This window comes from Streptomyces sp. NPDC050448 (assembly GCF_040655295.1).
In the GTDB taxonomy this organism is placed as follows: Bacteria; Actinomycetota; Actinomycetes; order Streptomycetales; family Streptomycetaceae; genus Streptomyces.
This window is the reverse complement of the sequence record NZ_JBFAJR010000008.1, coordinates 230,739-253,147: the sequence shown is the minus strand read 5'-3', so window position 1 is coordinate 253,147 and position 22,409 is coordinate 230,739. Positions and strand designations below refer to the sequence as shown.

Annotated in this window: 18 protein-coding genes and 2 pseudogenes; 11 read left to right on the top strand and 9 right to left on the bottom strand. The window is 73.0% G+C overall.

Features of this window, described 5'->3' with window-relative positions:
- Positions 1–91: 91 nt before the first annotated feature.
- The gene (gndA, locus tag AB0I68_RS13520) at positions 92–1,534 is read right to left on the bottom strand and encodes an NADP-dependent phosphogluconate dehydrogenase (RefSeq protein WP_363177396.1); all 1,443 of its coding nucleotides are present in this window, start codon (positions 1,532–1,534) and stop codon (positions 92–94) included.
- 185 nt (positions 1,535–1,719) lie between these two features.
- On the opposite strand from gndA, the gene AB0I68_RS13515 reads away from it, so the two are divergent.
- Positions 1,720–2,970, top strand: coding sequence for a transglycosylase family protein (locus AB0I68_RS13515; protein WP_363177395.1), 1,251 nt, complete (start codon positions 1,720–1,722; stop codon positions 2,968–2,970).
- A 105-nt stretch (positions 2,971–3,075) separates the two neighbouring features.
- On the opposite strand, the pseudogene AB0I68_RS13510 reads toward AB0I68_RS13515, so the two are convergent.
- Positions 3,076–3,816: pseudogene (locus tag AB0I68_RS13510) on the bottom strand (DMT family transporter); the annotation flags it as partial.
- 247 nt (positions 3,817–4,063) lie between these two features.
- Here AB0I68_RS13510 and AB0I68_RS13505 point away from each other — a divergent pair.
- Positions 4,064–5,557: an SDR family NAD(P)-dependent oxidoreductase gene (locus AB0I68_RS13505; protein WP_363177394.1), complete on the top strand. Its 1,494-nt coding sequence runs from the start codon at positions 4,064–4,066 to the stop codon at positions 5,555–5,557.
- Positions 5,558–5,665: 108 nt separating this feature from the next.
- Here AB0I68_RS13505 and AB0I68_RS13500 read toward each other — a convergent pair whose 3' ends face one another.
- A complete protein-coding gene (locus tag AB0I68_RS13500; RefSeq protein ID WP_363177413.1) occupies positions 5,666–6,193 on the bottom strand; it encodes an HD domain-containing protein in 528 nt (175 codons plus the stop codon).
- A gap of 343 nt (positions 6,194–6,536) precedes the next feature.
- Between AB0I68_RS13500 and AB0I68_RS13495 the strand changes: the two genes are divergently transcribed.
- Entirely contained in the window at positions 6,537–6,713 is a 177-nt protein-coding gene (locus AB0I68_RS13495; protein WP_363177393.1) for a hypothetical protein, read from the top strand.
- A gap of 176 nt (positions 6,714–6,889) precedes the next feature.
- Entirely contained in the window at positions 6,890–7,873 is a 984-nt protein-coding gene (locus tag AB0I68_RS13490; RefSeq protein WP_363177392.1) for an NAD-dependent epimerase/dehydratase family protein, read from the top strand.
- Here AB0I68_RS13490 and AB0I68_RS13485 read toward each other — a convergent pair.
- From AB0I68_RS13485 to AB0I68_RS13475, 3 genes are read right to left on the bottom strand one after another with little or no spacing between them, the layout of a single operon-like run.
- A complete protein-coding gene (locus tag AB0I68_RS13485) occupies positions 7,859–9,298 on the bottom strand; it encodes a lipase maturation factor family protein (protein WP_363177391.1) in 1,440 nt (479 codons plus the stop codon). The genes AB0I68_RS13490 and AB0I68_RS13485 overlap by 15 nt on opposite strands.
- A 29-nt stretch (positions 9,299–9,327) precedes the next feature.
- Complete coding sequence (locus AB0I68_RS13480) at positions 9,328–9,861, bottom strand: DUF1990 domain-containing protein (RefSeq protein ID WP_363177390.1); 534 nt, start codon at positions 9,859–9,861, stop codon at positions 9,328–9,330.
- On the bottom strand, positions 9,858–10,763 hold the full coding sequence (locus AB0I68_RS13475) for a YndJ family protein (protein ID WP_363177389.1): 906 nt from the start codon (positions 10,761–10,763) through the stop codon (positions 9,858–9,860). The genes AB0I68_RS13480 and AB0I68_RS13475 overlap by 4 nt, the downstream gene beginning before the upstream one ends.
- 182 nt (positions 10,764–10,945) lie before the next feature.
- On the opposite strand from AB0I68_RS13475, the gene AB0I68_RS13470 reads away from it, so the two are divergent.
- From AB0I68_RS13470 to AB0I68_RS13450, 5 genes are read left to right on the top strand one after another with little or no spacing between them, the layout of a single operon-like run.
- Complete coding sequence (locus tag AB0I68_RS13470) at positions 10,946–12,289, top strand: DUF6777 domain-containing protein (protein ID WP_363177388.1); 1,344 nt, start codon at positions 10,946–10,948, stop codon at positions 12,287–12,289.
- A 7-nt stretch (positions 12,290–12,296) separates the two neighbouring features.
- Positions 12,297–14,360 (top strand): SpoIIE family protein phosphatase, encoded by a 2,064-nt coding sequence (locus AB0I68_RS13465; protein WP_363177387.1) that lies wholly within the window; start codon positions 12,297–12,299, stop codon positions 14,358–14,360.
- A complete protein-coding gene (locus AB0I68_RS13460; protein ID WP_363177386.1) occupies positions 14,339–14,509 on the top strand; it encodes a hypothetical protein in 171 nt (56 codons plus the stop codon). Before AB0I68_RS13465 ends, AB0I68_RS13460 begins: the two co-directional genes overlap by 22 nt.
- Positions 14,510–14,541: 32 nt before the next feature.
- Positions 14,542–15,402: a DNA-formamidopyrimidine glycosylase family protein gene (locus AB0I68_RS13455; RefSeq protein ID WP_363177384.1), complete on the top strand. Its 861-nt coding sequence runs from the start codon at positions 14,542–14,544 to the stop codon at positions 15,400–15,402.
- A 26-nt stretch (positions 15,403–15,428) separates the two neighbouring features.
- The gene (locus tag AB0I68_RS13450; protein WP_363177383.1) at positions 15,429–15,830 is read left to right on the top strand and encodes a hypothetical protein; all 402 of its coding nucleotides are present in this window, start codon (positions 15,429–15,431) and stop codon (positions 15,828–15,830) included.
- A 14-nt stretch (positions 15,831–15,844) separates the two neighbouring features.
- Here AB0I68_RS13450 and AB0I68_RS13445 read toward each other — a convergent pair whose 3' ends face one another.
- Both AB0I68_RS13445 and AB0I68_RS13440 read right to left on the bottom strand, forming a co-directional pair.
- The gene (locus tag AB0I68_RS13445; RefSeq protein ID WP_363177412.1) at positions 15,845–16,309 is read right to left on the bottom strand and encodes a hypothetical protein; all 465 of its coding nucleotides are present in this window, start codon (positions 16,307–16,309) and stop codon (positions 15,845–15,847) included.
- 225 nt (positions 16,310–16,534) lie between these two features.
- Entirely contained in the window at positions 16,535–17,074 is a 540-nt protein-coding gene (locus tag AB0I68_RS13440; protein ID WP_053693263.1) for a sigma-70 family RNA polymerase sigma factor, read from the bottom strand.
- Positions 17,075–17,337: 263 nt separating this feature from the next.
- Here AB0I68_RS13440 and AB0I68_RS13435 point away from each other — a divergent pair, with 263 nt between their 5' ends.
- Positions 17,338–18,549 (top strand): CapA family protein, encoded by a 1,212-nt coding sequence (locus AB0I68_RS13435; RefSeq protein ID WP_363177382.1) that lies wholly within the window; start codon positions 17,338–17,340, stop codon positions 18,547–18,549.
- Between the two features lie 131 nt (positions 18,550–18,680).
- On the opposite strand, the pseudogene AB0I68_RS13430 reads toward AB0I68_RS13435, so the two are convergent.
- Positions 18,681–18,907, bottom strand: a pseudogene (locus tag AB0I68_RS13430) (universal stress protein); the annotation flags it as partial.
- A 129-nt stretch (positions 18,908–19,036) separates the two neighbouring features.
- Here AB0I68_RS13430 and lysX point away from each other — a divergent pair.
- A complete protein-coding gene (gene lysX / locus AB0I68_RS13425; RefSeq protein ID WP_363177381.1) occupies positions 19,037–22,342 on the top strand; it encodes a bifunctional lysylphosphatidylglycerol synthetase/lysine--tRNA ligase LysX in 3,306 nt (1,101 codons plus the stop codon).
- Positions 22,343–22,409: the final 67 nt, after the last annotated feature.

Below are 22,409 nucleotides of genomic sequence, written 5' to 3'. Positions count from 1 at the left end.
GGTGCCCCCACCGCAGTGGCTCCCTCCTCCGCCTTGCAATCCACGGCACCAGACGACCCGGGCTATCCGGCCCTGATCCGCCGGACACCCCCTAGGCCGTACGGACCTCGGAGCGGTCGCCGCTCCAGAGGGTGTGGAACGAGCCCTCGCGGTCGGTGCGCCGGTAGGTGTGCGCCCCGAAGAAGTCCCGCTGGCCCTGGGTGAGGGCCGCCGGGAGCCGCTCCGCGCGCAGCGCGTCGTAGTACGCCAGCGAGGCCGCGAACGCCGGTACCGGGATGCCCTGGCGCACCGCCGCCACCAGGACGGCCCGCCAGTCCTCCTGGGCCGCGCCGATCTCCTGGGCGAAGCCCGCGTCCGCCAGCAGGCTCGGCAGGTCCGGCTGCGCGTCGTACGCCGTGCGGATCCGGTCCAGGAACGCGGCCCGGATGATGCAGCCGCCCCGCCACAGCGAGGCCACCGCGCCCGGGTCCACCCCCCAGCCGTACTCCTCGCTGCCCGCGAGGATCTGGTGGAAGCCCTGCGTGTACGAAACGATCTTCGAGGCGTACAGGGCCTGCTCCACCTGGGCGGCGAAGGCGTCCGCCGCCTCCGCCGACAGGGGCGCGGCCGCCGGGCCCGCGAGCCCCCGAGCGGCCGTACGCAGGTCCGCGTGGCCCGAAACCGCGCGGGCGAAGACCGCCTCCGCGATCCCCGACACCGGCACGCCCAGGTCCAGCGCGATCTGCACGGTCCAGCGGCCGGTGCCCTTCTGCTCGGCCGCGTCGGCCACGATGTCGACGTACGGGCGCCCGGTCCCGGCGTCCGTGTGGGCGAGCACCTCCGCCGTGATCTCGATCAGGTACGAGTCCAGCCGGCCCCGGTTCCACGCCCGGAAGGTCTCCGCGATCTTCGCGGGGGAGTAGCCGGCGACCTCGCGCAGCAGGTGGTAGGCCTCGGCGATGAGCTGCATGTCGGCGTACTCGATGCCGTTGTGCACCATCTTGACGAAGTGTCCGGCGCCGTCGGGGCCGACGTGCGAGACGCACGGCGTACCGTCGGAGGCCTTCGCCGAGATCTTCTCCAGCATCGGACCGAGGGACGCGTACGACTCTGCGGAGCCGCCCGGCATGATGCTCGGGCCGAGCAGCGCACCCTCCTCGCCGCCCGAGATGCCCGCACCCACGAAGTGGATGCCCTGCTCGCGCAGTTCCTTCTCGCGCCGCCGCGTGTCCTCGAAGTGCGCGTTGCCGCCGTCGATGACGACGTCGCCCGGCTCCAGCAGCGGGGCGAACTCGCGGATCACCGCATCGGTCGGCTCCCCGGCCTTCACCATGATGATCAGACGGCGCGGCCGCTCGAGTGCGTCCACGAACTCCTTCGCGGACTCGGTGGCGACGAAGGCGCCCTCGTGGCCGAACTCCTCCACCAGGGCGGTGGTCTTCGCGGCCGTCCGGTTGTGGACGGCGACGGTGTATCCGTTGCGGGCGAAGTTCCGGGCGAGGTTGCTCCCCATCACCGCGAGCCCGGTGACACCGATCTGGGCCGTGCTGCTCATGCATGCGCTCCTGAGTGCTTCGATGTGCGGGTCAAAGCGACGCTACACGGGCAGATATACCGGCAGATCCCTCGCCATGCGAAAGCTTGTCAACTTCCGCGAACGTGCGCCCTGTTGCGCCCCTTGTCATGCTCTGATCGCGCCGTTAAGTTGTGCGGTTCCTGATGTCTTCAATGGGGGCTCCCATGGGTGTACGGGGTCGGCACCGCCGGTACCAGCCGAGCAGCATCAACCGCGCCTCGCTCGCCGTCACCGCCGGTGGCGCAGGGCTCGCACTCCCTCTGATCGGTGCCGGAACCGCCCACGCCGCCTCGGTGGACACCTGGAACAAGGTCGCCGACTGCGAGTCCACCAACAACTGGCACATCAACACCGGCAACGGCTACTACGGCGGACTCCAGTTCAGCCAGAGCACGTGGCGCGCCTTCGGCGGCACCGCGTACGCCGCCCGCGCCGACCTGGCCACCAGGGATCAGCAGATCGCGGTCGCCGAGAAGGTCCTGGGCGGGCAGGGCCCGCAGGCCTGGCCGGTGTGCGGGAAGCAGGCCGGGCTCTCGCGCAGCGGCCCGGCGCCCGCCTTCTCCCCGCAGGGCCAAGGCCAGGGGGTGAAGGTCCAGGTCCAGGTCCAGGAGGCGAAGCCCGCCGCCCCGCAGACCACGACGCCCCGCCCGACGGGGACTTCGGTCCTGCCCAACCCGTACGTCGTCGCGCCGGGCGACTCCCTCTCGGCGATCGCCACGAGCCAGCACGTCGAGGGCGGCTGGCAGGCGCTGTACGAAACCAACCGGGCCACGGTGGGCGGCAACCCGAACCTGATCTTCCCCGGTCAGCGGCTCACCCTGCGCATCACCGCCGCGCCGGCCCCGCCGCCCGCGCAGAACCCCGAGAAGCCGCCGCGGACGGCCGAGCCGGTCAAGCCCGTGGAGCCGAACGCGCAGAAGCCGGCGGAGAAGCCCGCCGAGAAACCGGCGGAGAAGCCCGCCGAGAAGCCCGCCCCCGCACCCGCCTCAGCGCAGCAGAAGCCCGCCTCGGGCGGCTTCATCGCCCCCGTGGACGCCGCCATCGGGACCTCGTACCACGTCGCGGGTTCGTCCTGGTCCAGCGGCTACCACACCGGCGTCGACTTCCCCGTGGCCACCGGGACCTCCGTCAAGGCCGTCGGCCCCGGCGAGGTCGTCTCCGCCGGCTGGGCCGGTGCGTACGGCTACCAGGTGGTCATCCGGCACGCCGACGGCCGGTACTCCCAGTACGCGCACCTGTCGGCGCTCGGGGTCAAGGCCGGGCAGCAGGTCTCGGGCGGCCAGCGGATCGGCCGCTCCGGCTCCACCGGCAACACCACCGGACCGCACCTCCACTTCGAGATGCGCACCTCCCCCGGCTACGGCTCCGACATCGACCCGCTGAAGTACCTCCGCGGCCGCGGCGTCAGCATCTGACCCCCGTACGTGCGGCGGCACGACCGTGAGCAGGATCAGGCCGGCCGCCGCCAGCACGGCGCTGGCCAGTGCGGCCGCCGTGCCCGCCGCCCCGTACCGGAAGCCCTCGTCGAACAGGGAGATGCCGACCGCCGCCGCGACCACCGGGTTGACGACGGTCACGGTGGCCAGCGGGGCGGTCAGTCCCGCGCCCCGGTAGGCCGCCTGGGCGAGCAGCAGTCCGCCGGACGCCAGCACGGCGATCGCCGCCAGATCGGGCCACAGGGAGCCGAGCGCCCCCGGTCGGAGGTTTTCGGCGTTCTCGGCCACCGACTTGGTGAACACGGAGGCCATGCCGAAGGCCGTACCGGCCGCCGCAGCCAGCAGCACGCTGCGCAGCACCGGCCGGTGCATCCGGTGCGCCGCCGCGAAGAGCACGGCCACCCCGGCCCCGGTGACGATCAGCAGCAGGCTCCGCTCCCCGCCCGCCAGGGGCTGGTCCGCATCCCCGTCCCCGCCCGTCAGGGCCAGCAGCCCGGCCAGTCCCACCGTGGCCAGCACCGCGCCGCGCCAGGCCGCCGCACCCGCCCGGCGGCGTACGAAGACCGCCGACATCGGCAGCGCGAAGACGATGGTCAGCGCGCCGAGGGGCTGCACCAGGCTCAGCGGCCCGTACGCGAGGGCCACCACGTGCAACACGGCGCCCAGGCCGTTCAGCCCGACCGCGAACCACCAGACGGCCCGGCGCAGCGGTGCGTACGGGCGGTCCGGGGTGCTCGCCGCGACCTGTTCCTGGACGATCGCGCCGCCCGCGTACGCGACGGCGGAGACCAGGCAGAGCAGGACCGACAGCGCTAGGGCACTCATGAAATCCACAATGCCGCACCTGAGCTGCCTATTCCTCCCCCTACAGGTGGTCATTGGTCATACCTCGGGCATACTCCGGAAGGAGTACAGGCCCGCCTGACCCCTGCCCAAGGTGACGGTCCTGTCGCGGTGCGTGAGACGCGGGTGAACGGGTTTGGTTCCGGGCGCGCCGCATCCGTACAGTGGCGGTTTTGGGGACTTCCGCAGCAGGCGGACGCGGACGAGTGATCAAGGAACGGCAGCGGCCATGACGGTGACCGAAGACAACCACGTGAGCGGGGACGACCACGCCTACGGGCCGGGCATCGACCCCGAGCGGCTGGCGCTCTGCCTCAGTGTGCTCGACGAGCTGGACAAGCTCGACGTCGACCACCCCGACGCCATCACCGTACGCCGCGCCACCGCAGGCCTCTACCGCACGGTCAAGCAGCGCCGCCGCCAGGAGCGCCGCGCCGCCAAGACCGCCAACGACAAGGCCGTCACCGAGGCGACCGCGACCGGCTCCGCCGAGCGCATCGACGACGAGACCGAGGGCATCCTGCCCTCCTCGGTCACGGAGGCCGGCCGGATCGCCGGGATACTCCAGCGCCCGCGCTCCTGCTACGTCTGCAAGGCGCGGTACGTCGAGGTCGACTACTTCTACCACCAGCTCTGCCCGGACTGCGCCGCCGAGAACCGCGCCAAGCGCGAGGCCCGCGCCGACCTCTCCGGCAAGCGAGCGCTGCTCACCGGCGGCCGGGCCAAGATCGGCATGTACATCGCGCTGCGGCTGCTGCGCGACGGCGCCCACACCACGATCACCACCCGCTTCCCCAAGGACGCCATCCGCCGCTTCAAGGCGATGGACGACTCGGCGGACTGGATGCACCGCCTGGAGGTCGTCGGCATCGACCTGCGCGACCCGGCCCAGTCCGTGGCGCTCGCCGACCAGGTGGCCGAGGCCGGGCCGCTGGACATCCTGATCAACAATGCGACGCAGACCGTGCGCCGCCTGCCCTCCGCCTACGCGGCGCTGGTCGAGGGGGAGAGCGCCCCGCTCCCCGCCGGCGAGCTCCCCGCCCACCACGTCATCGGCGCCTTCAACTCCGGAGCGGTCGACGGCCTGGCGGCGCTGCCCCTCGGCGTGAGCGGCCTCGAAGCGCAGAAGGTCGCCGACCTCGCCCTGGTCGCGGGCAACGCCAGCATCGCCCGGCACCTCGACGGCACCGCCATCGACGCCGGCGGCCTGCTGCCGGACGTCGTCGAGAGCAACACCTGGGTGCAGACCATCGACCAGATCTCCCCGGTGGAGCTGCTCGAAACCCAGCTGTGCAACTACACGTCGCCGTTCATCCTGATCAGCAACCTCCGGCCGGCCATGGCCGAGGCCGCCCGCAGGGCGTCCAGCGGGCGTGCGCACATCGTCAACGTCTCGGCGATGGAAGGCGTGTTCAGCCGCGGCTACAAGGGCGCTGGGCACCCGAACACCAACGCGGCCAAGGCCGCGATGAACATGGTGACGCGGACCAGCGGCCAGGAGATGTTCCAGACCGACGGGATCCTCATGACCTCGGTCGACACCGGCTGGATCACCGACGAGCGCCCGCACTTCGACAAGCTGCGCCTCGCCGAGGAGGGCTTCCACGCCCCGCTCGACCTGGTCGACGGTGCGGCCCGGGTCTACGACCCGATCGTGCGCGGCGAGGCCGGCGAGGACCTGTACGGAGTCTTCCTCAAGGACTACGCGCCCGCCAACTGGTAGACCGCCCGGGCGGCCTCGCGCCGCGCCGCGCGACCGCCGCCGGCTGCCCCGCCGCCCGCCGTACGAGCGTGCCCCGGCCCCTCCCGAGGGGGCCGGGGCACGGCCGTTTCACGGTGTGCGCTCGTACGCCCCCGCCGCCACCAGCTCCAGGACCGGCCGCCAGTCCTCCAGCACGCCCGCGTCGAGCCCGACGACCTTGCCCGCGTCATCCGCTTGGCGCAACGTCACCGCCGCCTCCGCATCCGGGTCGCACGCGAAGGCGCGGATCTCCGCCTCGTCCATCGAGCCGCCCTGCGCGCGCAGCGTCAGCGCGCTCTGCGGGGACAGTGCCCGACCGGGCTCCACGGCCGCCAGATAGCGCTTGGCCGGCACGTGCAGCCGTACCAGCCGGGCCACCCGCTCGCCGAGCAGCGGACGGATCGCCTCCGCCGCATGGTCGGCGTGGCCCGCGTCGTCCCCCGGGAAGAGCAGATGCCCCAGGTCGTGCACGAGGCCGGCGACCTGAAGCTCCTTGTCGAACGGATGCGAGCGGCGCAGCAGTGCAGCAGTCTGGAGCCCATGATCGTGCAGATCGACCGGATCCCCGCTGCGGTCGGGCGTGTCCCACGCCCCGCGGCACGCGAGCAGCAGCTCCATCAGCTCCTCGATGCTGTCGACCCTCGGCACCCCCGGCACTCCGGACCTCGCCACCGCCGCTCCCTCCGCCACCCGTACCCCAGTCGTGCTGCTGCCGTCGAGCAGACCACCCGTCACGGGCACACCGGCGTACGACTTCCTGAACGCGCGGAGAAATCAAGCCGTCGAGTGGATTTTGCCAATCCATCGAGCGGGGGTGCGCTCATATGTGTACTCTGAGTGGCACAAGACGGCCGCATCCAGGCCACGCTCCACCATGGCGCCACCGCGTCCGGAAACCCTTTATCCCTTGTGCCCGGCGCGCGGCTCGCCCTCCGGGTTACGCGACACAAAGGAGTGCGCGGTGACAGACACGACGACGAAGTCCGACGAGACGCTGAAGGAGCCCACGGGGTGGCGGGTTCGTTCCCACGCCGATGAGCTCGGAAGCCTCGAAGTCTGGGCCCGGTCCGCCCCCATCCGGCTCGCGGGCTACGAGGACGACCTGGCGGAGTCCCACATCCTGCCCGGCATCGACTAGTCACGACTTCACGCAGCGCCCCCGAGCCGACCGGCGACGGGGGCGCGGCGCTGCGCCCGTCCCGCCCCGACCGGCGCGCAGCCGCGGGAAGTTCCCCAGCGGTGTACGCCGTGAGCGTCATCGCTGTGGGCGATCAAGACTTCCGGCCGCCCCGCGATACCGGCACGCTGACCTGTATGAAGCTACTGATGCTGGGCGGTACCGAATTCGTCGGACGCGCGATCACCGAGGACGCCCTCGCCCGGGGCTGGGAGGTCACCGTCTTCCACCGCGGGCACCACGCCCCGCCGCCGGCCACCTCCGCCCTGCACGGCGACCGCACCGCTCCCGGGGGCCTGGACGCCCTCGCCGCCGGCGAGTGGGACCTCGTCGTCGACACCTGGGGCGGCGCCCCCACCGCCGTGCGCGACAGCGCCCGGCTGCTGAGCGGCCGGGCCGCAGGGTACGCGTACATCTCCAGCCGCTCGGTGTACGCGTACCCGGCCCCCGCCGGCCAGGCGGAGGACGGCCCGCTGGTCGGCGGCTCGGCCGATGCCGACAGCACGGCCTATGCCGAGGACAAGCGGGGCAGTGAGATCGCCGCCGTCGACGCCTTCGGGGACCGGGCCCTGCTGGTGCGCGCCGGCCTGATCCTCGGCCCGTACGAGAACGTCGGCCGGCTGCCCTGGTGGTTGAACCGGACCGCCCGCGGCGGCCCCGTCCTCGCCCCCGGCCGGCCGGATCTCCCCCTCCAGTACATCGACGTACGCGACCTCGCCGCCTGGACGCTGGACGCCGCCGAGGCCGGGCTCGGCGGTCCGTACAACGCGGTCTCCCCGGTCGGGCACGCCACGATGGGCAGCCTCCTCGAAGCCTGCGCGGCCGTCACCGGCGGCGGCGCCGAGCTCCGCTGGACCGACCAGGCACGGATAGCGGAGGCCGGCATACAGCCCTGGACCGAGCTGCCGGTCTGGCTCCCCGAGGGCGAGCAGCACGACTACATGTTCGGCGGCGACGTCACGAAGGCGCGGGCGGCGGGCCTGAAGTGCCGCCCGGTCGAGGAGACCGTGGCCGACACCTGGGCCTGGCTCACCTCGCTCGGCGGCGTGCCCCCGCAGCGCCCCGACCGGCCCGTACCCGGCGTCGACGCCGAGCGGGAGGCGGCGCTACTCGGGCTCTGACCAGGACGCTTCCGCGAGACGGGTCGGCGGGAGGTACTCGCGCAGCAGCCTGCGGTGCCACCAGGCCCCCGTCTCGCGCAGCTCCCGCCAGGTGGTGAACCGGTAGCGGTACAGCCTGGCCCGCACGTACACGGGAGGGGCGTCCGGGAAGGGGTTGTGGCGGATCAGCCGCAGCGTGTCCCGGTCGCCCGCAAGCAGCCGCTCCACGAACGGCCCGAACCAGTCCCGCGCATAGCCGGGGGAGAGCGCCGCGAACCACATCAGCCAGTCCAGCCGCAGATGGTACGGGGCGAACTGGCGCGGAATGCTGCGCAGATCACCCGGTTTGCCCTTGAACCCGTACTCCCGCCACGCACCGTCCTCCCGCGGCACCCGGTCAGCGGTGCCCTCGACCACCACCTCGTCCCGGATCCGGCCCACCGTGCCGAAGGCCCCGTACGTGTTGACCAGGTGGAGGGAGTCGAAGGAGCGGTTCATCACCTGGCGCCGCGAGACCATGTTCAGCACCGGGTGCCGGCTCAGCACGAGCACCAGCACGGTCACCGCGCACACCAGGACCGCGAACCAGACGGGCGCCGGAGTCGAGGCCGCGGCCGGCGGGGGCCCCGCGAGCCCCGTGAAGTCGACCGCCGACAGGGCCAGTGTGATCGTCAGCCAGTTCAGCCAGGCGAAGTTGCCCGACAGCACCAGCCACAGCTGCGTCGCCACGATGATCCCGGCCGCATACGAGGCCACCGGCTGCGGAGTGAACAGCAGCACCGGGACCACCAGTTGGGTCACGTGGTTGGCCGCGCACTCCACCCGGTGCAGCGGCCTCGGCAGATGGTGGAAGAACCAGCTCAGCGGCCCCGGCATCGGCTGCGTCTCGTGGTGGTAGTAGAGGCAGGTGAGCCGGCGCCAGCAGGAGTCCCCGCGCATCTTGATCAGCCCCGCGCCGAACTCCACCCGGAAGATCACCCAGCGCAGCAGCCACAGCACCAGCACCGGCGGCCCGACCCGCTCGTTGCCGAGGAAGACCGCGAGGAAGCCCACCTCCAGCAACAGCGACTCCCAGCCGAACGAGTACCAGGTCTGCCCCACGTTCACGATCGACAGGTACAGCAGCCACAGCAGCGCCCACATCCCCATGGCGGCGCCCAGCGGAACGAGGTCCCCCGCCCCCGCGGCCAGGGCCGCGGACACTGCGGCACCCGCCCAGGCGCAGCAGGCGAAGAGCCGGTCCGAGTAGCGCAGTTGGAACAGGCTCGGGGCGCGTTTGAACGGCACGTACCGCACGAAGCGCGGCACGGGCAGCATGCCGTGCGCCCCGATCAGTGCCCGGAACTGCAGGGCGGCCGCGACGAAGGCGAAGAGGTAGACGCCGGCCAGGGCCCGCTGGAAGACCAGCCGGCCCAGCCAGTATCCGGGCGCAGTGAACCAGTCCATCCCCTCCAGTATCGGGCGGATCGCGCGGATCAGCCCGCGGCGGCCAGCTTGCGCACCGTGCGGCCCAGCCGGCGGGCGTAGCGCAGCTGGAGGAAAGGGACCACCGGGCCCGCGAGCCGCGTGTACCAGGCGGCCGGCCGGCTGAAGGCGGTCACCTCGAACCACACCGTGCCGTCCGGGTCCCGGTACACCACGAAGGACTCCTCCCCGCACTCCGGGTGGCCGGTCAGCGTCCCGTACGCGAAACCGATGCGCGCGGGCTCGTACGCCGTCCAGACCACCTGGCACGGCGCGCTGATCCGCAGCGGCCCGAAGCCGATCCCGACCACCACCCGGCTGCCGGGCCGGACGGCGCCGTGGTCGGCCCGGACCAGCATGCCCGAGGCCCGGTGGGCTCCGAAGGTGGTGACGGCGGCCCCGGCGGTCTCGAAGACGGCCTGCCCGTGGCCGATCCGGGTGCGGTGGTGCAGGTGGTTGTATCCCGCAGGCAGCGGACGGTGCTCCGTCGCTCCCCGGTCGGGGTGGTTGAAGGCGGACCGGCCGGCGTTGATGAGTCGGGTCATGGGGTGGTCTCCTCCAGTCGGTCGGCGGCGTCCCCGGCCAGCCGGCGCCAGGCCAGCAGCGAGCACAGGGCGAAGCCGAGCGCGTTGCCGAGACCATGGGTCGCGGCCATCCAGGTCAAGGTGGGGTGTACGAGGTCGGCGGCCTCGCCGAGCGCCCACCACAGGGCGAGCAGCATGGTGGCCACCAGGACCGCGGCCGAGGTCGCCAGCAGCGCCCCGGTGGTGCGGTCCCCGGCGGCGGGACGGATCTCCCGCCAGGTCAGCAGCGCCACCGCCCACATCCCACCGGTCAGCACCACCGCGCCCGCCAGCTCCGCCCAGTCGTCCACGAAGTAGCCGAGGAGCACCAGGAGGGTCCCGCCGGGGACGCTGTACGCCGCCCAGCGCGACAGTGTCGTGCCGTGCGCGGGCGTGGCGGCCCGGCACACCAGTCCGGCGACCAGGGCGGCCGTGAACCCGGCGAAGTGGAAGTGCGGGACGGTCAGCGCCAGGATGTCCAGGTCGAAGCCGAACAGCCGGTGGCCGGCGCGCTCGGCGACGAGGGCGGTCCCGGCGACCGAGGGCGAGACGAGTGCGGTGAACACGGCGATCTCGGCCGGGGCGAGCACGGGGGTTCCCCCGGACGAGGCCCGGACGAGGGGCCGGCGGCGGGGCCGGTGAAGGTTCCGCAGCAGCCGGGCCGGGGCCCGCGCGGCGAGCGCCAGGGTGGCCGCGGCGTACAGCGCGGCGAGCACCGTGGCGGCGGCGCCGCGCGGCAGCCAGAGGCACAGGGCCCCGGGGGCGGCGAGCAGGGGCCAGATCCGGGCGATCCCGCGCAGCCCGGCCGGGTCGATCAGGCGCAGGCCGGCGGGGATGACGTAGAGCATGCCCAGGGTGACGATCAGATGCACCAGTACCGTCACCGCGGACTCCCCTCCGGACGCGGCCGAACGCTTTGAACGCGTTCAACCCACGGCCGTGACCTTACGAGATTCCTTGAACATGTTCAAGACTCGGGCCCGGTGCAGTGCGGCGCTCCGGTTGCGGCCCTCCCGCGGATACGGCACACAAGAGGGAGCAACCGGGCCGAAAAGGGAGATCCCACGTGCACGTACCGACATCCCGTCAGGCGCCGCGTCGTCATACACCGGCCCGCGCCGCCCTCTTCACGCTCCTCGGCCTGCTCGCGGCCGCCTGCGGCGGCCCCGAAGAACCCAAGAGCGCGCCCGGTCCCGAGAGCCACGAGGTCCTGCTCCAGCCCGTGGCCACGGCCGGCCCCGACCCCTTCACCACCTCCTCCGCCATCGGCGAGTCCGCCCCCGCACGCCCCCCGCTGCCCAACCCGACCGGCCAGGGCATCCGGACCGTCAACGCGGCCACCCCCGGCCTGTACGGCGGCACCCAGCGGCTGGGCAGCTGCGACGTGGAACAGCAGCTGCGCGCCCTCACCGAGGGCGACACCAAGGCCAAGGCCTTCGCCCAGGCCGCCTCCGTCGAGACGGCGAAGATCCCCGAGTTCCTGCGCGGCCTCACCCCGGTCGTGCTCCGCGCCGACACCCGGGTCACGAACCACGCCTTCCACGACGGCCGCGCGGACGGCTTCCAGTCCGTCCTGCAGGCCGGCACCGCCGTCCTCGTCGACGACCACGGCATGCCCCGGGTCCGCTGCGCCGGCGGAAATCCGCTGCTCGCGCCGCGCGCCCCCAAGGGCTCCCCGGTGCTCAAGGGAGACCAGTGGAGCGGCTACCAGCCCCACCAGGTCATCGTCATCGAACCGACCCCGCACGCGATCAAGAGCCTGGTCATCGCCAACATCGCCGACAACACCTGGCTCGAGCGCATGACCGGCGACGACGGCGCCCAGGACCGCACCCCGCAGGTGGTCCCCGCCTACGACCCGACGGACGGCATCCCGGCCGGGACCGCGACCCCGCGCGCGGCGTCCCCGGCCGAGCCCTGTGCCCCGGCCGAGACGAACACCGATGCGCACGCCGGCACGAACGGCGTGGCCCCGACCGCTCCGCCGGCCCCGCCGCCGCCCCCGCCGACGCCGCCGGGCGGCTCCGCCGGGGTCCCCGCCCCGGAGGCCACTGACTGCGTGCCGCCGCCGGGCGAGCAGTCCCGGCCGGCCGAGCCCGCCCAGCCGGCCTCGCCCACGCCACCGGCCCCGCAGCGGCAGCGGCCTGCGCAGCCGCCCGCGCGTCCGCGCTCCGATGCGCCCCCGAACCCGCCGGGCGACGTTCCCCCGGACGCCCGCTCGGACGTCCCCTCCGACCTGTCGCCGCAGGTCCCGGCCGACCCGGGGTTCCCCCCGGAGTCCGACGGCCCGGTGCAGCCGCCGAGCGACCCGTACGACGCCTACGACCCGCACGCCCCGTACGACCCCTTCGCCGTCCCGGACCGGCATCAGCCGTCCCCGGATCGCGCCGCCTCCTTGGGGAGCGCCTGACCGGCCCGTGTGTCATGGTGGATCGGTGCCGACCACCGTATCGCTGCCGGACGACTGGCCCGCACACCCGGACCGGTCGCTCTCGCTGAACCGCATGGGCAGTTTCGACTGGGACCTGGTCACCGGTCTGATGCACATGGATGCAGCGGCCCTCGAGGTGTTCGACACGACGCCCGAGGAGTACGACGGACAGCCCGAATCCCTCGCCCCGCGCGTCCCGCCCGCCGAGGCGGCCCGGCTCGACGCCCTCGTCTCCGCCGCCCTCAAGGGCGCCGAAGACAGCTACGGCGCCTACTTCCGGATCCGCTGCCAGGACGGGCGGCTGCGCTGGACGCACACCCAGGGCCGCGTCATGCGCGGCCCCGACGGCCGCCCGTTCCGGATCATCGGCATCGTCCGCGACGCCACCGACGAGCTCAGCCACTCGGCCGAACGCCTCGGCCTCGACGAGGAGCGGCGCCGCCAGACCTCGGTCGTCGAGAGCACCACCGCCGCCCTCGCCCACGCCCGGACCGTGCGGGACGTCATCGACGTCATCGGCGACGCCCACGGCCTGGAGCGGCTCGGCTCCATGGGCATGGTGATGGGCCTGGTCGAGGCCGGGCGGATCCACCTCGTGGCCGAGGGACCGCGGGACAGTTTCGTACCCGGCACCCGGTACACCCGGATCGACGAGCAGTACCCGATGAGCGAGGTCGTCCGCTCGCTGCAACCGCGCTTCCTCGACTCCGCGGAGGAGTTCGCCGAAGGCTATCCCGAGCTCTGGTCGAAGATCTCGTCCATGGAGATCTCGGCGGCCGCCTACCTGCCGCTGATCGCCCAGGCCCGCCCCATCGGCGCGATCGGACTGCTCTACCGGGACAAGGACGGCTTCACCCAGGACGAGCGGAACCTGCTGGTCGCACTGGGCAGCAGCATCGCGCAGAGCCTGCAGCGCGCGATGCTGCTGGAGCAGGAGCACGACCTGGCGGAAGGCCTTCAGCAGGCGATGCTCCCGCGCCGGATCCCGTCGGTGCCGGGTGCGGAGATCGCCGTACGGTACCGGTCCGCCCGGATGGGCCAGGACATCGGCGGCGACTGGTACGACGTCGTCCCGCTGCCGGGAGGCCGGGTCGGCGCGGTCATCGGCGACGTCCAGGGCCACGACACGCACGCGGCGGCGGTGATGGGCCAGCTGCGGATCGTGCTGCGCGCGTACGCCGCCGAAGGCCACTCGCCGGGCACCATCATGGCCCGGGCCTCGGTCTTCCTGCACGAGCTGGACACCGACCGCTTCGCGACGTGCACGTACGTGGAGGCCGACCTCACCACGGGCGTACTGCAACTGGTCCGCGCCGGGCACATCGACCCGCTGCTGCGCACCCGGGACGGGGACTGCCGGCGGCTGCCGGTGGAGGGCGGGATGCCGCTGGGCCTGTCGGCGGAGTTCGGCCGCCTGGAATACCCGGTGACGACGGTGGAACTGGACCCGGGGGAAACCATCCTGCTCTGCACGGACGGCCTCGTCGAACACCCCGGCGCGGACCTGGACGACGGGATCCAGTTGCTCACCGCGCTGATCCGGAGCGGTCCGGCGGACCTGCAGCGGCTGGCGGACCGGCTGTGCGGGGTGATCGACGAGCGGGGCGGCGACGACGACATGGCGCTGCTCCTGCTGCGCCGCCAGGCGGAGGAGGCCCCACAGGGCGGCGGCCGCCTCCAGCAGCACGTGGCCCTGGGAGACCCGGAAGCCCTGGTCGCAGCCCGCCACATGATCGGCGCGGCGGTGCGGTCGTGGGGCGCACGGGAACGGGCCGACGAGATCGAACTCGTCGCGGACGAGCTCATCGTGAACGCCCTGATGCACACGGACGGCCCGGCGATCGTGACCCTCCGGGTCCTGGCGGGCCCGCAACGCAGACTCCGCGTCGAGGTCGAGGACCGCTCCAGCGCACTGCCGCGACGCCGCGAGGCGGGCGAATCGGGAGTGTCGGGCCGCGGCCTGATGCTGGTGGACCGCCTCGCGGAGGTCTGGGGCGTGGAGTCGCGGGGCAGCGGCAAGTGCGTCTGGTGCGAGTTCGTCGTGTCCTGACCCGCATCGCGCCGGGCGACGGGCAGACCCCCGCCGACCCCGACGAGGCACTGCGGAGCTTCACCGCCGCCGTGGCCGCGGGGTGGCTCGCCGGACCGCGCGACCGCGTCCGCTCGGCCGGCCCGGTGCGCAGCTCCCGGTTCGGGTAGCCGGGGCGGCGCTCGGGAGGCAGGCTGGGGGCATGCCCGAGCTGCCCGAGGTCGAGGCCCTGAGGGAATTCCTCGACGAGCACCTCGCCGGGCGGGTGGTGGAGCGCGTCCTCCCGCTCGCCGTCAGCGTGCTCAAGACGTACGACCCGCCGCTCACCGCCCTCGAAGGGCAGCCGGCCGGATCCACGACCCGCCACGGCAAGTTCCTCGCGCTGCGGATCGGCGAACTCCACCTCGTCACCCACCTGGCCAGGGCCGGCTGGCTCCGCTGGCAGGACACCCTGCCCGACCGGCCGCCGCGCCCGGGCAAGGGCCCGCTCGCGCTGCGCGTCGTCCTCGAGGGCGGCGGCGGCTTCGACCTCACCGAGGCGGGCACCCAGAAGCGGCTCGCCGTGTACGTCGTCCGCGACCCCGGGGAGGTGCCCGGCATCGCCCGCCTCGGCCCCGACCCGCTCGCCGACGGGTTCGACCGGGACGCGTTCGCCGGGCTCCTCGCGGGGGAGCGGCGGCAGATCAAGGGCGTGCTGCGCGATCAGAGCGTCATCGCGGGGATCGGGAACGCGTACAGCGACGAGATCCTGCACGCGGCGAAGGTCTCGCCCTTCAAACTGGCCGCCTCCTTCGACGAGGAGCAGGTCACCCACCTGTACGAGGCCGTCCGGCGGACCCTGCGCGAGGCCGTCGACCGCGCGCACGGCGTGGCCGCCGGGAACCTCAAGGCCGAGAAGAAGAGCGGGCTGCGGGTGCACGGCCGGGACGGGGAGCCCTGCCCGGTGTGCGGGGACACCGTCCGCTCGGTGTCGTTCGCCGACTCCTCGCTCCAGTACTGCCCGACCTGCCAGACCGGTGGCAAGCCGCTCGCCGACCGGAGGCTGTCCCGTCTCCTCAAATGACGTTCCCCTGCGTAGACTCCGGCCCCATGGCCGAGCATCAGCCGTCGCCGCCCCGGCGGGAGATCGTCACGGGTGTGCCCCGTGGCGCACGCCGCCGCCCGCCCGCGCACACCCCGGCCCGTTCCGAGATCTCCGAACAGACCACCCTGGGCGCCACCTACGTCCGGGCGCTGATGCGCAGCCAACTCCGGGCCGGGCTCGGCGCGCTGGGCGTCCTCGCGCTGCTTGTCGGGACGCTGCCGGTGCTGTTCGCGCTGCCGCGCTCCGCGTCGGGGCCGCTGGTCTGGGTGGCCCTCGGCCTGGTGGTGTACCCGGTGATGTGGCTGATCGCCCGGTGGTACGTCACCCGGGCCGAGCGCAACGAGGCCGATTTCACCGGCCTGGTGATGGATCCGGCCGAGGCGCCGGGCCCCCGCCGGCCCGGCTGACCGCGGAGCCCGCCTCAGAACAGGTGCATCGCCAAGTGGCCCAGCGGCAGGCCGAGCTGCCAGGCCGGGGTCCACACCCGCGCGTTCTCGTCCAGGCCCGGCGGGGTGTCGGTGTGGCCGTGCCGGCCCGGGTCGAGGTTGGTGGCGAACAGTTCGGTGCGGTCCAGCCAGCGCCAGGCAGCCCGGGCCAGTTCGAGGTCCGGGTCCTCGCCGCGCCCGCGCTCCCTGGCCTCCTCGCCCAGCGCGAGGAACCGGGTGTGCACCCAGTCGCGCCAGGGGTGCCCGTACGCCGTCAGCGACAGCCATTCGTCGAGCTGCGAGACCACCCTGATCCCGGAGAGCTCGCCGGCCGCGTCGGAGAGGTAGATCGTCAGCGCGAGCGTGTCCCGCCCGGCGCGGAACTCCAGGGTACTGACCGGGATCAGCCGGCCCGTGCGCAGCAGTTCGTCGGCGATGTACTCCGCATAGAGCCATGCCATGGGCACCGCGAGCCCGCCGTCACTGGTGCCGTTCGTACCCTCGGGCTGCACCGTTCCACCTTCTCCCGCGCGTCGAGCTTCCCGTCGTCAGCCATGAGCCTTCACCGAGCGACGCGCGGAACGGGGGATGTTTACCCAACTTGAACGCTCTGAGGCCGATTTCGATGTGCTTTGTGTCCGATCCGCGCGTATTCGGTTCGTTCGGTGCGTGGTTCCCCGTACTGCTCAGGCGCCGAGGCCGTACCCGTACCCCTGGAGGCCCTTCTTCAGGGCGCGAAGTGCGTAGTACGTACGGGATTTGACCGTTCCTGCCGGAATCCCCAGCTCCGCCGCCGCCTCGGCCACCGAGCGGTCCTGGAAGTAGACCTGCATCAACACCTCGCGGTGCTCCGGCCCGAGCGAGCCCACGGCCCGCCGGACGTCGATCGCCGTGACCGAGCCGGCCACCGCGTCCTCGGGTGCGGGCGCCTGCTCCAGCCCCTCCGGGTCCACCTCCTGCGGCCGTGACAGGCGTGCCCGCCGGGCGTCGATCGCGAGCCGCCGCGCCACGGTGAACAGCCAGGGCCGCATGGAGTCGTGGGCGCTCTCCAGTACCTCCGGGTGCTGCCAGGCGCGGACCAGGGTCTCCTGTACGAGGTCCTCGGCGCGCTGGGAGTCCCCGGCCGTGAGACCGAGAAGGAAACCGAACAGAGCCCGCCCGTGGTCGCGCTGGAGTTCGGCCAGTGCCTCGGGGTCCGTGCGCAGGAGGGTGGGGGAGAGGGGCACGGGTGGCTCCTTCCTGGGTCCGTCCGGGTCCGACGGACTCACCCTCACCTGCATGGAGCGCCCCGGGAACCGTCCGGTACCGCCGGTGCGCCCAAGCACCCCGGTCATCCGGTGGGCGGCCGCGCGTGGCGATGAACGGTCGAACGGCGCGGCGAACGGCGGCCGGGTGGGCCGGGCGCTCCTGGAGCCGTTCCTCGACTGGTGCCGCCTACCTCCATGGATTACAGATGATCAGATAGTCCTACTCGTGAGAGCTGGTTCAGATGGCCAAGCGCACCCGGCAGGCCCTCGCGCTCCTGTCGGCTGTCCTGCTGGCGGCGGCCGCCGCAGGCTGTTCCGCCGGGAAGAACCCCGCGCCGGCCCGCCTCGGCAACTCCCGCTCCCCGGCGCCGTCCACCGGCTCCGGTTCCCACGCGGCCCGGTCCGACGGCGCCGCGAAGGGCTTCACCCTGGTGGCGACCGGCGACGTGCTGCCGCACGACTCGGTCATCAAGCGGGCGGCGGCCGACGCGGACGGCGACGGCCACGACTTCAAGCCGATGTTCTCCCTGGTCAAGCCGGTGGTCTCGGCCGCCGACCTGGCCATCTGCCATATGGAGACCGTGTACGGGGAGGACGGCGGTCCGTTCACCGGCTACCCGGCCTTCCAGTCCCCGCCCGAGGTGGCCGACGGGCTGCGGGACGCCGGGTACGACGGCTGCTCCACCGCCTCGAACCACACCCTGGACGCCGGGGCCGAAGGCCTGGGACGCACCCTCGACACGTTCGACAAGGCCGGTCTGAAGCACGCCGGTTCGGCCCGTACGGCGACCGAGGCGGCCACGCCGACCATGTACACGGCGGGCTCCGCGAAGGTCGCGCACCTGGCGTACACGTACGACACGAACGGCTACCCGATGCCGGAGGGCCGGCCCTGGGCCGTCAACCTGATGGAGAAGGACAAGATCATCGCGGATGCCCGGGCCGCCCGGAAGGCGGGCGCCGACGTGGTCCTCGTCAGCCTGCACTGGGGCACGGAGTGGCAGACCGAGCCGGACGAGAAGCAGCTGTCGCTCGGCAAGGCGCTGACCGCCTCGCAGACCGGCGGGCGCCCCGACATCGACATGATCCTGGGCACGCACGCACACATCCCGCAGGCCTACGAGAAGGTCAACGGGACGTGGATCATCTACGGCATGGGCGACCAGGTCGCCGGCGAGATGTTCAACTACTCGGGAGCGCGGGACATGCGCGGCAACTACGGCTCGATCGGCCGCTTCACCTTCGCCCCGCCGGCCGCCGCGGGCGGGCGCTGGCAGGTCACCAAGGCCGAGTTCATCCCGCAGATGATGGACCTGTCCGCCGGCAAGGTCGTCAACCTGCCCGCCGCCCTCGCGCGCTCCTCGGACGAGGACTACGAGCAGGCACAGGACGCCGTCAGCGAGGCGGTGCTCAGCCGCGGCGCGGCCAAGGACGGCCTGACCATGGCCAAATGACCCGGCCTCGGCCCGGCCGCCGGTCCGGCGAGCCCAGCCGTCCCGGGGCCGCCGCCGCCCTGCCCGCCACCCGGGGCTCCGCGCGCCGGTGGTGACCCGGGGCTCCGCACGCCGGTGGTGACGCGGCTCCGCCCCTTTGCGATCTCCCCCGTCGTGTCGGCCACCGGCGCGCCCAGCGAGGCCCCGGCCGGCATCACCGGCTGGACGTACACCAGCGCCAGCAGCGCGTTCTGCCGCCGGGCCGGCCCCGCCGCGTACGCCGCCGCCGCAGGGAGGACTCCGACCCGTCCACCCCGGCGAGGATCACCTTCGGGCCGTCCGTACCGCGTCCGAATCCCGTGTTCACGTGCTCAGCCACCTCCCGAGGTCAGGGCCTGTCTTCCGGATCCGGCCGGGCCCGTGGCGCGGGCTGATCCGGCCTGATCCGGAAGACAGGCCCTGCCGCTTCGGCGCGCGGAGCGGCGCGGGCCTCCCTACAGTGCGAACCATGAGTGCCACCGTGGAGGAGACCCGGGGCACCCGGAACCGCTTCCTGAACCGGGTGCCCGATGCATTCGCCGCGTTCTTCGGAACGCTCGGACTGCTGTGTGCCCTACTGGCGCTCTCCCCGACGCTGCGGCACCTCCTGCGGCACATCGTGCGCTTCCTCGACGAGATCGTGGTGCCCGTCAGCGCCAACCTGGCCTACGCCGTCTTCCTCTTCCTGCTCGCCGCCGCCCTCGGCACCCGCAAGAAGGTCGCCTGGTGGATCGTCGTCACCTATCTGGCCCTGCTCGTCCTGGTCGACCTCCTGATCATCGCCGACGAGTACTACTGGATCGGCGGCCCCTCGATGGCCCTCGCCGTCGCCGCCCTCGGGGTCCTGGTCGCCGCCCGCAAGGAGTTCTACGCCGCCTCCCGGCCCGGCGCCTTCTGGCGGGCCCTGCTCGTCCTGGGCCTCGGCCTGCTCGCCGCCGTGCTCCTCGGCTGGGGCCTGGTCGCCCTGTTCCCCGGCACCCTGCCCAAGGGGCAGTGGCTGGACTGGGCCGCCCGGCAGGTCTTCGGCGGGCTCGTCTCCCCCCGCCAGTTCGACGGCCACCCGCCGCGCCCGCTGTACTTCTTCCTCGGCCTCTTCGGCGCCCTCGCCCTGCTGAACGCCGCCTCGACCCTGTTCCGCTCCCAGCGGCTGACCGCAGCCCTGCACGGGGACGAGGAGCCCCGCATCCGCGCCCTGCTCGGCGCCTACGGCCGGAGCGACTCGCTCGGCTACTTCGCCACCCGCCGCGACAAGGCCGTCGTCTTCGCCCCGAACGGCAGGGCCGGCGTCACCTACCGCGTGGAGGCGGGCGTCTGCCTCGCCAGCGGCGACCCGGTCGGCGACCCCGCCGCCTGGACCCCCGCCGTCAACGCCTGGCTCACCGTCGCCCGCCGGCACGGCTGGCAGCCCGCCGTCATGGGCGCCTCCGAGGAGGGCGCCACCGCGTACGCCCGCTCCGGGCTCGGCGCCCTCCAGCTCGGCGACGAGGCGATCCTGCAGGTCGCCCACTTCGACCTCGACGGCCGCGACATGCGGGTCACCCGCCAGGCCGTCAACCGCGTCAAGCGCACCGGAGCCACCACGCTCATCCGCCGCCACTCCGCCCTCAGCGAGGAGGAGATGGAGCGGATCATCGACCGCGCCGACACGTGGCGCGACACCGAGACCGAGCGCGGGTTCTCCATGGCCCTGGACCGGCTCGGCGACCCCGCCGACGGGGACTGCCTGCTCGTCGAGGCCTTCGACGACCAGGGCGAGCTGATCGCCCTCCTGTCCTTCGTCCCCTGGGGCAGGGACGGCATCTCCCTGGACCTGATGCGCCGCGACCGCACGGCCCCCAACGGCGTCATGGAGTTCATGGTCGCCGAGCTGTGCGCCGCCGCGCCGGGCCTGGGCGTGCGCCGGATCTCCCTCAACTTCGCCGTCTTCCGCTCCGCCTTCGAGGAGGGCGGCCGGATCGGTGCCGGACCCGTCCTCAAGCTGTGGCGCAAACTGCTGCTGTTCTTCTCCCGCTGGTGGCAGCTGGAGGCCCTGTACCGCTCGAACGTCAAGTACGGGCCCGAGTGGTACCCGCGGTTCCTCTGCTACCAGGACGCCGGCTCGCTCGCCCGGGTCAGCCTCGCCTCCGGCATCGCCGAGGGCTTCGTCTCCGTACCCAGCCTGCGCAAACTGTGGGGCAAGGGCCACGGCAAGGGGCTCACGTCGCCCGCCAGCACCGAGGGGCTGCCCTCCATCGACTCCCTCGGGCTGGACCTCGTGGGGGAGGAGGCCGGGGGTGCGGCGGGGGCCGAGCGGCTGCCCGAACAGGTCCGCGTCCGCCACGCCAAGCTGGAGCGGATCCGGGCGGCCGGCACCGACCCGTACCCGGTCGGCATCCGGCAGCGCACCCACACCGTGGCCGAGCTGAAGGCCGCCCACCCCGGCCGGACGCCCGGCACCCGCACCGGGGAACAGGCCACCCTCGCCGGCCGCGTGATGCTCGTACGCGACCTCGGCGGTGTGGTCTTCGCCGTCCTGCGCGACTGGTCCGGGGACGTACAGCTGATGCTCACCCGCGACGAGAGCGGCACCGACGTCCTGGACTCCTTCACCTCCCAGGTCGACTTCGGCGACCACGTGGTGGTGAGCGGCGAGACCGGCGCCAGCCGCAGCGGCGAGCCGTCCCTCGTCGTCTCCTCCTGGCAGCTCACCGGCAAATGCCTGCGCCCGCTCCCGGACAAGCGCAAGGGTCTCGCCGACCCCGAGGCCCGCGTCCGGCGCCGCTACCTCGACCTGGTCGCGAGCCCCGAGGCACGGGACGTCGTACGCGCCCGGTCCACGGCCGTCCAGGCACTGCGCCAGGGGCTGCTGGACCGCGGCTACCTCGAGGTCGAGACCCCGATGCTCCAGCAGATCCACGGCGGGGCCAACGCCCGGCCGTTCCGGACCCACATCAACGCCTACGACCTCGACCTGTACCTGCGCATCGCACCCGAGCTGTATCTGAAGCGGCTGTGCGTCGGCGGGCTGGAGAAGGTCTTCGAGATGGGCCGCACCTTCCGCAACGAGGGCGTGTCCTACAAGCACAACCCCGAGTTCACGATGCTGGAGGCCTACCAGGCGTTCGCCGACTACGACGTGATGCTCGACCTCACGCGCGAGCTGATCCAGGGCGCCGCGACCGCCGCCTTCGGCTCGCCGATCGCCCACAAGGCCGGCCCGGACGGGAAGCTCGTGGTCCACGACATCTCCGGGATCTGGCCGGTCAAGACGATGTACGGGGCGATCGGCGAGGCCCTCGGCGAGGAGGTCGACGCCGACACCGAGGAACCCGTGCTGCGCCGGCTCTGCGACCGGGCCGGCGTGCCGCACACGCCCGAGGACACCCGCGGCGACGTGGTGCTGGAGATGTACGAGCGGCTGGTGGAGGAGAAGACCAAGCTCCCGACCTTCTACAAGGACTTCCCCACCGACGTCTCCCCGCTGACCCGGCAGCACCGCCAGGACCCGCGCCTCGCCGAGCGCTGGGACCTGGTCGCCTTCGGGACCGAACTGGGCACCGCCTACTCGGAGCTGACCGACCCGGTGGAGCAGCGGCGCCGGCTCACCGCCCAGTCGCTGCTCGCGGCGGGCGGAGACCCGGAGGCGATGGAACTCGACAACGACTTCCTGGACGCGCTGGAGTACGCGATGCCGCCGACCGGCGGTCTGGGCATCGGCGTCGACCGGCTGGTCATGTTCCTCACGGGCCTGACGATCCGCGAGACGCTGCCGTTCCCCCTGGTGCGGCGCGGCTGATCGGGTGAGGGCGAGCCCGCGCGTTCGCGCCTCTCGACATCTGCGGGGATGTCGTTGATACGTAGTA

Bases quoted from the DNA above. Each gene is read 5' to 3' on its own strand.
- AB0I68_RS13485 (WP_363177391.1), bottom strand. From the start codon at position 9,298: ATGGACTGGTTCACTGCGCCCGGATACTGGCTGGGCCGGCTGGTCTTC.
- AB0I68_RS13435 (WP_363177382.1), top strand. From the start codon at position 17,338: ATGGCCAAGCGCACCCGGCAGGCCCTCGCGCTCCTGTCGGCTGTCCTG.
- lysX (WP_363177381.1), top strand. From the start codon at position 19,037: ATGAGTGCCACCGTGGAGGAGACCCGGGGCACCCGGAACCGCTTCCTG.
- gndA (WP_363177396.1), bottom strand. From the start codon at position 1,534: ATGAGCAGCACGGCCCAGATCGGTGTCACCGGGCTCGCGGTGATGGGG.
- AB0I68_RS13445 (WP_363177412.1), bottom strand. From the start codon at position 16,309: ATGGCATGGCTCTATGCGGAGTACATCGCCGACGAACTGCTGCGCACG.
- AB0I68_RS13480 (WP_363177390.1), bottom strand. From the start codon at position 9,861: ATGACCCGACTCATCAACGCCGGCCGGTCCGCCTTCAACCACCCCGAC.
- AB0I68_RS13490 (WP_363177392.1), top strand. From the start codon at position 6,890: ATGAAGCTACTGATGCTGGGCGGTACCGAATTCGTCGGACGCGCGATC.
- AB0I68_RS13455 (WP_363177384.1), top strand. From the start codon at position 14,542: ATGCCCGAGCTGCCCGAGGTCGAGGCCCTGAGGGAATTCCTCGACGAG.
- AB0I68_RS13450 (WP_363177383.1), top strand. From the start codon at position 15,429: ATGGCCGAGCATCAGCCGTCGCCGCCCCGGCGGGAGATCGTCACGGGT.
- AB0I68_RS13505 (WP_363177394.1), top strand. From the start codon at position 4,064: ATGACGGTGACCGAAGACAACCACGTGAGCGGGGACGACCACGCCTAC.
- AB0I68_RS13500 (WP_363177413.1), bottom strand. From the start codon at position 6,193: ATGGAGCTGCTGCTCGCGTGCCGCGGGGCGTGGGACACGCCCGACCGC.
- AB0I68_RS13515 (WP_363177395.1), top strand. From the start codon at position 1,720: ATGGGTGTACGGGGTCGGCACCGCCGGTACCAGCCGAGCAGCATCAAC.